5 protein-coding genes and 1 pseudogene are annotated in these 9,365 nt (G+C 71.2%); 2 read left to right on the forward strand and 4 right to left on the reverse strand.

The genetic code is table 11. From position 1 onward, the window contains the following. Positions 1 to 258: 258 nt before the first annotated feature. Positions 259 to 333, forward strand: a complete 75-nt coding sequence (locus tag TA90_RS16020) for a 50S ribosomal protein bL37 (protein WP_380976188.1) — start codon at positions 259 to 261, stop codon at positions 331 to 333. A 93-nt stretch (positions 334 to 426) separates the two neighbouring features. Here TA90_RS16020 and TA90_RS07230 read toward each other — a convergent pair whose 3' ends face one another. From TA90_RS07230 to TA90_RS07240, 4 genes and pseudogenes are all read right to left on the reverse strand, one after another. After that, positions 427 to 2,961, reverse strand: coding sequence for a cation-translocating P-type ATPase (locus TA90_RS07230; RefSeq protein ID WP_197067868.1), 2,535 nt, complete (start codon positions 2,959 to 2,961; stop codon positions 427 to 429). Positions 2,962 to 2,967: 6 nt separating this feature from the next. Beyond that, positions 2,968 to 3,153: pseudogene (locus TA90_RS16025) on the reverse strand (cation-transporting P-type ATPase); the annotation flags it as partial. Positions 3,154 to 3,300: 147 nt separating this feature from the next. Then, positions 3,301 to 3,900, reverse strand: a complete 600-nt coding sequence (locus tag TA90_RS07235) for a GDSL-type esterase/lipase family protein (RefSeq protein ID WP_043535424.1) — start codon at positions 3,898 to 3,900, stop codon at positions 3,301 to 3,303. Between the two features lie 81 nt (positions 3,901 to 3,981). Continuing rightward, the gene (locus tag TA90_RS07240) at positions 3,982 to 7,644 is read right to left on the reverse strand and encodes a multifunctional oxoglutarate decarboxylase/oxoglutarate dehydrogenase thiamine pyrophosphate-binding subunit/dihydrolipoyllysine-residue succinyltransferase subunit (RefSeq protein ID WP_187120107.1); all 3,663 of its coding nucleotides are present in this window, start codon (positions 7,642 to 7,644) and stop codon (positions 3,982 to 3,984) included. Between the two features lie 599 nt (positions 7,645 to 8,243). Here TA90_RS07240 and TA90_RS07245 point away from each other — a divergent pair. Next, the coding region (locus TA90_RS07245) for a hemolysin family protein (RefSeq protein ID WP_147513421.1) at positions 8,244 to 9,365 on the forward strand (1,122 nt) is incomplete at its 3' end.

Genomic DNA, 9,365 nt, shown 5'->3' on the forward strand with positions numbered 1-9,365 from the left:
GCAGATGGCGCAGGAGTACGCGCGGGCCCACCGGCTCCTCGCCCCGGAGGGCGGCACGGTCCAGAGGCTGCTGCGCCTGGGGGTGCCCACCCGGGAGTTCCCGACCTCGATGCGCCTGGGGGTCGAGGACCTCCTGTGGACGCCGGGGGAGGACGGGTCGGGCGCGTGACCTGTGTCGCCCGGCGGGCCGCCACGTTGTCTCCCGGCGCGCACCTGTGGGAGACTGTCCGGGTTGAGTCCACGAGCGAAGGAGGGGTCATGTCGAAGAAGGGTCGTAAGCGTCGTGACCGTCGCAAGCACGGAGCGAACCACGGCAAGCGTCCGAACGCCTGACACGTGGGAGGGGACCGAGAGGTCCTGAATGCTTGTGGAGTGCCCGGCAGCATCGCTGCCGGGCACTTCTGTCACTCGGTGCCGGGACGTCACTCAGTGCCGGGAGCGCAGGCGCCCCCCCAGCTTCCACAGCTCCACGACCACGAACACCAGCACCGCCATGCCGGCCGGGACCGCCCATCCCGCCCAGCCCAGGGACGCCGAGCGGAACAGGGTGTGCATGAAGGGCGCCTGGACGAACAGCACCTGCAGGGCCACCAGTGAGGCGACGCTGATCCACACCACGCGGTTCGTGCCGACGACGTCGCGCCGCAGGGAGGTCGTGGAGAGGAAGCGGCAGTTGAACAGGTAGGCGAGCTGGGCGAAGGCCAGGGTGTTGACGGCCACCGTCTGCGCGACACGGACATCGCCGGTGGAGGACCGCGCGATGACGAAGGCCGCCAGGGTGGTGAAGCCGATCAGCACGGAGACGAAGGCGATCTGGGACAGCGAGCGCCGACCCAGCAGGGGGGCGTCGCCGGGGCGCGGGGGCCGGTCCATGAGGCCGGGTTCGGGACCCTCGTAGGCCAGGGTCACCGACAGGGTGATCGCGGTGACCATGTTGATCCACAGGACCTGCACCGGCTCCAGGGGGAGGGTCCAGCCGGCGAGGACCGCCACGAGGAGGACCAGGGCCTGAGCCCCGTTCGAGGGGAGGAGGAAGACCACGGCCTTGACGATGTTGTCGTAGATGCGCCTCCCCTCCTCCACGGCGAGCTCGATCGTCGAGAAATTGTCGTCCGCCAGGACGATGTCGGCGGCGTCCTTGGTGGCCCCGGTCCCCTTGATGCCCATTGCGACCCCGACATCGGCGCGGGTGAGGGCCGGTGCGTCGTTGACGCCGTCGCCCGTCATCGCGACCACCTGGCCGCGGGCCTGGAGGGCCCGCACGATGCGGATCTTGTGCTCGGGACTGGTGCGCGCGTAGACGTGCACCTCGGGGGCGAGCTTCTCGAGGCGCGACTGCGGCATGGACTCGATCTCCGCGCCGGTCAGCACCGGGGCGTCGGGGGAGTCGACGATCCCCATCTCCTGGGCGATCGCCCGGGCGGTGCCCGCGTGGTCCCCGGTGATCATCGACACCGCGATGCCTGCGCGGTGGCAGGTGGCGATGGCCTCGATGGCCTCGGGGCGCGGTGGGTCGACGATTCCGGTGAGGCCGAGCATGACGAGCCCTCCCCCGACCGTCGCGTGGTCGAGGGGGTCGGCGTCGGTGCCGGTGTCCGCGGCGCCGAGGCGGGCGGCGGCGAGCACCCGCAGGCCCTGGGACCCCAGTGAGTCGATGGCCCGTTCCCAGTGGCCCCGGTCGAGTGCCTCGACCGTGCCGTCCGCTCCCAACTGATGGGTGCAGCGGTCGAGGACCCGGTCCGGTGCGCCCTTGACGAGCACCTCGGTGTCCCCCCCGGACTCGGGCGTGTGGACGCGGACGGCCATGTACTTGTGCTCGGAGTCGAAGGGGAGCACCTCGAGTCGCTCGTACCCCGAGGTCTCGAGGCCGGCCTTGAGACCGAGGACCACGAGGGCGCCCTCGGTCGGCTCGCCCACCAGGTGCCACCGAGCACCCGAACCTGCGCCGTCCTCGGGCGCCGGGTGTTCCGTGGGTGTCAGCACCGCGTCATTGCAGACCGCCATGGCCTCCACGACGGCATGCAGGTCCGGGTGGTCCCCCAGTGCGGCGACCCGGTTGCCGCCGCCGGCCTCGACGACCTCGCCCTCCGGCTGGTACCCGGTACCGGTCACGTCGTAGGTGGAGGCAGCCGCCACCACCTCGCGCACCGTCATCTCGTTCTTGGTGAGGGTGCCCGTCTTGTCGGAGCAGATCGTGCTCACCGCGCCGAGTGTCTCCACGGAGGGGAGGCGGCGGGTGATGGCGCGGCGCCGTGCGAGCTGCTGGACCCCGAGGGCCAGGGAGATCGTGATGATGGCGGGCAGGCCCTCGGGGACGGCGGCCACCGCGAAACCGATGGCGGCGGAGATGAGCTCGGCGGGGGGGAAGCCGTGGACGAGGCGCCCGATCAGCAGCATGACGGCGGCCATGCCGAGGATGGAGAGGGAGAGGGTACGTCCGAAGGCCGTGAGCTGGCGGGTCAGCGGGGTGTCGAGGGCGTCCTCGCCGGCCGCGGAGACGAGGCCGCGGATCCGCCCGATCTCCGTCCCGGTCCCTGTCCCGGTGACGACACCGATGCCCTGGCCCCCCGAGACGATGGTGCCGGAGAAGAGCATCGAGGAGCGGTCCCCGACGCCGGCGTCCGGCTCGGCGGGGGAGGGGTCCTTGGACGAGGAGACCGCCTCCCCGGTGAGGGCGGACTCCTCGACGCGCAGCATCGAGGAGGTGAGCAGCCTCAGGTCGGCAGGCACCCGGTCGCCCGCTCCCACCGCCACCACGTCGCCGGGGACGAGGAGGGCGGCATCGAGGTCCGTCCACTTCCCGTCCCGACGCACGCGCGCCCGTGCCTTCATCATCGAGCGGATCGCGTCGAGCGAGTCCAGGGCCTGGCCCTCCTGGATGAAGCCGATGACCGCGTTGACCAGTGCGACGGCGAAGACCACCGCGGCGTCCACCCAGTCGCCCATGATGGCCTTGAGCACGGCGGCCGCGAGCAGGATGTAGATGAGGACGTCGTCGAAGTGGGACAGGAACCGGCGCAGGGGACTCGGCCTGGGAGGGTCGGGCAGCTCATTGCGACCCGAGGTCGCCAGCCGCTCCTCCGCCTGCGCCTCGGTCAGTCCCTCATCGGTGACCCCGAGTTCACGCAGGACCTCCTCGGGGGGCGCGACCAGACTCCCCCCGCATCCGTGTCACCGGTCGTGGGTGCCTGTGGGGCGGTGGAGGTCGTCATGCACCCATGGTCGGGCCCCCGCGTCCCCGGGGCAAGTGACGTCCACCGGTGGTGGGCCCCGGTGCCCACGGTGTGCCCGCCGGACAGCTCAGTCCCGGGGGACGGTGCCGAGCCAGTCGTGCCACCCTTGGTGCAGGACGAGCCACGCGATCAGCGCATAACCCGCCTGCCCGGGGAGGACCGCGCCGTCGACGGTGCGGGCACCGGAGGCGGTCATGTCCTCCGTCCACTGGTCGTGGGCCTGGAGGGGGGTGAGGGTGTCGATGAAGGGGAGGCGTCGACGCTCGCAGACCTCGGCGCAGGCCTGGGAGAGCCTGTGGAGGTGCTGACGGTCCGCGCCCGCGAGCGGTGGGGGACCGACCACCATGCAGGGGAACTTGAGGTTCGTGGCCCGGTCGACGATGTTGGCGAGGTTGAGTCGCGCCCGGGGGGTGGAGATCCCGGCGGGCACGTCCGCGCTGCCGACACACACGACCAGGCGGTCGTCCCCACCCGGCACCAGCCTGGCCGTGACCTCCGGTTCCCAGCGCGCCGCGAGCCCGCCCGTCGTCTCTCCCGGGACCGCCAGGGGCATGACCACGGGCGGCGTGGGGAAGACCGTGCGCGCCACCGCCCGCCCGACCCACCCCAGTCCGCGGGGGTCCCCGACACCTGCGACCAGCTCGTCACCGACGATGCAGATCCGCATGTGTCGTCCTTCCCGTGACTGGGCCCACCCGACGGGGCGTGGGCGGTTCGACCTCGTCCTCCCCACAGGGTAGTGGGGAGGTCAGCGGGCGAAGGCCTCCTCCAGGAGGGTCGCGTGCTGGAGCTTGTGCAGGGAGGCCCGTCCTGCGGCCGGTGAGGCGCTCGCGGGACGCGAGACGACACGCACGGCGGTGCCGAGCTCGGGGAAGAGGTCGAGGGCGAGGAAGGGCCACGGCCCCTGGTTGCGCGGCTCGTCCTGCACCCACACGACCTCGGCACCGGGGTACGTCGCCAGCTGTGCGGCCACCTCCTGCGTCGCCAGGGGGTAGAGCTGTTCGAGACGGATGATCGCAGTCGCCCAGTCCTCCCGGGCGGAACGCTCCTTGAGGAGGTCGTAGTAGAGCCGCCCCGAGCACAGCAGCACCCGGTCGACCCCCTCGGGGTGCTGGACGACGTGCGGCTCGTGCTCACCGATCACGGGTCGGAAGGCGCCGGTCGTGAAGTCCTCGACCGACGAGGTCGCGGCCGGCAGGCGCAGCAGCTGCTTGGGGGTGAAGACCACCAGCGGGCGACGCGGGCGGTGGTAGGCCTGCGAGCGCAGCATGTGGAAGTGGTTGGCCGGGGTCGAGGGCTGGACGACCCACATGTTGTCCTCGGCCGCCATCGACAGGTAGCGCTCGATGCGGGCGGAGGAGTGGTCCGGTCCCTGTCCCTCGTAGCCGTGGGGGAGGAGCAGGACCACCGAGGAGCGCTGTCCCCACTTCTGCTCCGCCGAGCTCACGAACTCGTCGACCACCGTCTGGGCGCCGTTGGCGAAGTCCCCGAACTGCGCCTCCCAGAGGACGAGGGCGTCCGGGCGCTCCACGGAGTAGCCGTACTCGAAGGCCATGACCGCGTACTCGGAGAGCGGGGAGTCGAAGATGTCGAATCGCGCCTGGTCGGCGGTGAGGAAGCGCAGCGGGGTGAACTCGCGGCCGTCGTCGTGGTCGTGGAGGACGGCGTGGCGCTGGACGAAGGTGGCGCGGCGCGCGTCCTGTCCGCTCATGCGCACCGGCGTGCCCTCCATGAGCAGGGTGCCCAGGGCGAGGAGCTCCCCGAAGCCCCAGTCGATGGGGGTGCGTCCGTGGGCCATCTTCCAGCGCTTCTCGCACAGCTGGGCCATCTTCGGGTGCGGGGTGAAGCCCTTGGGGAAGGCCCGGTAGGCGTCCCCGATGCGGTGGATGGAGGCCTCCGTGGTGGCCGACTCCCAGCCGATCATCATGCCCTGCCCCGGCAGCTGGGACTCGGGGACCTCCCAGTCGGGGGTGCCCGGCTCGGCGGTGGTGGGGGCGGCGGGCCTCCAGCCGTGCTCGCGGGTCTCGGCGAGGATCTTGCCGAGCTCCTCCTCGTACTCCTTGATGGAGGCCTGGGCCTGCTCATCCGTCAGCTGTCCGCGCCCGATGAGGTTGCGGGTGTAGACCGTGCGGGTGGAGGGGATGTGTCCGATGAGGCCGTACATGACCGGCTGGGTCATCGAGGGGTCGTCGCCCTCGTTGTGCCCGCGCCGGCGGTAGCAGACCATGTCGATGATGACGTCCTTGTGGAACTCCTCGCGGTACTGCGCCGCCAGGGAGGCCACCCGCACCACGGACTCCGGGTCGTCACCGTTGACGTGGAGGATCGGGACCTGGAGACCCTTGGCGAGGTCGGTGGGGTAGCGGGTGGAGCGCCCCGAGGTCGGGCCGGTGGTGAAGCCGATCTGGTTGTTGACGATGACGTGGATCGTGCCGCCGGTGCGGAAGCCCGCCAGCTGGCTCATGTTCAGCGTCTCCTGGACCACTCCCTGTCCGATGAAGGCGGCGTCGCCGTGGATGAGGATCGGCACCACCGGCAGGTCGGGGTCCCCGAGCTCGTCCTGCTTGGCCCGGACGATGCCCTCGAGCACGCCGTCGGCGGCCTCGAGGTGGGAGGGGTTCGCCGCGAGGTAGACCTTGGTCGCCAGGCCGTCGTCGACGGAGTACACGCCCTCGGTGCCCAGGTGGTACTTGACGTCGCCGGAGCCCTGGACGGTGCGTGGGTCCTGGTTGCCCTCGAACTCGGAGAAGATCTGGCCGTAGGACTTGCCGGCGATGTTGGCCAGGACGTTGAGGCGCCCGCGGTGCGCCATCGCGATGGCCACCTCGTGGATGCCGCGGTGGGCCGCGTCGGCGAGGATCGCGTCGAGCAGGGGGATCAGGGACTCCCCACCCTCGAGGGAGAAGCGCTTCTGACCGACGTACTTCGTCTGGAGGAACTCCTCGAAGGCTTCGGCGTGGTTGAGGGTGGACAGGATGTGGCGCTGCTCGGCCGGGGAGGGTGCGGCGTAGCGCTGCTCGATGTGCTTCTGGACCCACTTGCGCTGGATCGGGTCCTGGATGTGCATGTACTCGATGCCCACGGAGCGGGTGTAGGTGTCGCGCAGGCGGGCCAGGATGTCGCGCAGGAGCATCTGGTCCTCGCCGCCGAAGCCGCCGGTGGGGAAGGCGCGGTCGAGGTCCCACACGGACAGCCCGTAGCTGGTGATGTCGAGGTCGGGGTGGCGCCGGATGCGGTAGGCGAGGGGGTCGGTGTCGGCCGCGAGGTGGCCGCGGGAGCGGTAGGCGTGGATGAGCTCGGCGATGCGGGCGGGCTTGCCCTTCTCCCGCTCGATGTCGTACTCGTGGTCCGCCTCCCAGTGGTACGGCGGGTGCGGGACGTGCTGGGCGTCGAAGACCCGGTCGTAGAAGCCGTCCTGCCCGGCCAGCTTGTGGGAGACGAGCCGCAGGAACTCCCCCGAGGCCGCACCCTGGATGACGCGGTGGTCGTAGGTGGAGGACATGAACATCGTCTTGCCGATGCCCAGCAGCGCGAGCTTGCGCGGGGACACCCCGGCGTACTCGGCGGGGAAGTCGGTGGCGCCCACGCCCACGATCAGCCCCTGCCCGCTCATCAGGCGCGGCACGGAGGTCGTGGTGCCCAGGGTGCCGGGATTGGTGAGGGAGACGGTGGCCCCGGCGAAGTCCTCGGGGGTGAGGCTGCCGGCACGTGCGCGACGCACGATGTCCTCGTAGGCCGCCACGAACTCCATGAAGGTCAGGGTGTCGGCCTCGTGGACGACGGGGACGATGAGGTTGCGCGTCCCGTCGGGACGCTGCACGTCGATGGCGAGCCCGAAGCCGACGTGGGCCATGTGCTCGACGGCCGGCTTGGAGTCCTTCGGCGCGTAGCGCACGTTCATGGCTGGCATCTCGCACAGGGCCTCGACGACGGCGTAGCCGATGAGGTGGGTGAAGGAGACCTTGCCGCCGACGGTGCGTGCCAGGTGCGCGTTGAGCAGTGCGCGGTTCTCGATGAGGAGCTTGGCGGGGATCTCGCGGGTGGAGGTGGCCGTGGGCACGCCCAGGGAGGTCTCCATGTTCTTCGCGGTGGCGCGTGCGATGCCCTTGAGCACCTCGGTGGTGTCCTCCGTCGGGGCGTCGGCGTTGAGGGCGGCGGCGGCCCGGGCGTGCTGGAGGCGCGTGTAGGGGGACGTGGCCTCGGCCAGTTGGGAGGGGGGTGCCGGGGGCAGGTCGGAGCGCGTCACCGAGACGCTGTTGTGGGGCAGCTCCTGGACGGCCTGCTTCTGGGCGAAGGCCTCCTCCGCGGCGACGGTGGCGCGGGTGTGGCCGGGGTGTCCCTGCTCGTGCGAGGGCGACGCCGCAGCGGGCGCACCGGGTGCGGGGGGAGCGGGGGGCGCGGAGTGGCGCAGCTGGCGGGGGGACGTCCGTGGACGCCGCGGGGGCGGACGGGGGGACGGGAGCCGTGACGGGGTGGTCCCCGGCCGCGAAGTAGTCCCGCCAGGACTGGTCGACGGAGGCGGGGTCACGGCGGTACTGCGCGAGCATCTCGTCGATGTACCACTGCTCCGACGCCGTCCCGCGCCCTGCGGACCCTCCGTTGGTCGATCCGTCCACTGTCGTCGCTCCCGTTCGTCACGCGTCACCTGGGTCTGGGACGCGCACCAGCATATGACGAAAGTCCTCGACCCCTCCGGACATGGGGACAACTTTCCGGCCTCTTTCCCGGGGTTTGCCGTGCACCGGGGCAGACGCTGGCCCGGGACGGGCGCGCGTCCCTCCCCCCCCGGGCGCCCCGGTGTGTGCCCCGCTGCGCGCCGCGGTGTGTGTCGGACCCGTCCCGCACTCGCCCTGTCGCGGCGGCGCGGGGGGCCAGTAGTATGGCGTCCATCATGGACAGTGACAGTTGCGGCCGACCACCCGTGGTCCCCCTGCCCGACCCCGAACCCGATGCCTTCTGCGGCCGTCCCGGCCGTCGCCACGACGACCACCGCGCAGGTGAGGGCCGGTGATCGTCGACATCCTCATGCTCCTGCTCGGAGTGCTCCTCACGGCCGGAACCTTCATCTTCGTGTCCTCCGAGTTCTCGCTGGTGGCCGTGGACCAGGCCTCCGTCGAGCGACGTGCACTCAAGGGCGACAAGCGGGCCGCCCAGGTGCTGCGGGCGACCAAGGAGCTGTCCACCCAGCTCTCGGGCGCGCAGGTGGGCATCACGCTGACGACGATCCTCCTGGGCTACACGACCCAGACCACCATCGCCAGCCTGCTGACCTCCCTGCTCGGCAACGTCGGGGTGGCCCAGGCGCTGGCCACCACCATCGCCGTCGTCGTGGCGGCGATCCTCATCAACGCCTTCTCCATGCTCTTCGGCGAGCTCGTCCCGAAGAACCTGGCGCTCGCCCACCCCCTGAAGACCGCCGGGATGGTCGTCCCCTTCCAGATGATCTTCACCACGGCCTTCCGCCCGCTCATCGCCGTCCTCAACGGCACCGCGAACTGGGTGCTGCACCGCATCGGCATCGAGCCCCAGGAGGAGATCTCCTCGGCGCGTTCGGCCTCCGAGCTGGCGGCACTGGTGCGCCACAGTGCTGAGGAGGGCACCCTCGACACCTCCACGGCCAGCCTGTTCACCAAGTCGATCCGCATCGGTGAGCTCTCCGCCGTCGACGTCATGACCGACCGTGGGCTCGTCCGTTTCCTCGGCCAGGACGCGATGGCCTCCGATGTCGTGGAGCTGGCCCGCGAGACCGGGCACTCCCGTTTCCCCGTGATCGGTGACGACAGTGACGACGTCGTGGGGCTGGTGTCCCTGCGCCGTGCCGTCGCCGTGCCCTGGGAGAGGCGCGGGGAGGTCCCCGTCGTCTCCTCCTCGCTGCTCGCCCCGGCGCCCCGTGTCCCCGAGACGATGGACCTGGCCCCGCTCCTGGTCCAGCTGCGCGACGAGGGGCTCCAGATGGCCGTGGTGGTCGACGAGTACGGCGGTGTGGCGGGGATCGTCACGCTCGAGGACGTCGTCGAGGAGATCGTCGGGGAGGTCTCCGACGAGCACGACCACCGTCGCCTGGGGATCCGCTCCCAGCCGGACGGGACCTTCCTGGTGCCCGGCCGCCTGCGCCCCGACGAGTTGGAGGAG

The organism is Actinomyces polynesiensis (assembly GCF_000820725.1).
Classification (GTDB): domain Bacteria; phylum Actinomycetota; class Actinomycetes; order Actinomycetales; family Actinomycetaceae; genus Pauljensenia; species Pauljensenia polynesiensis.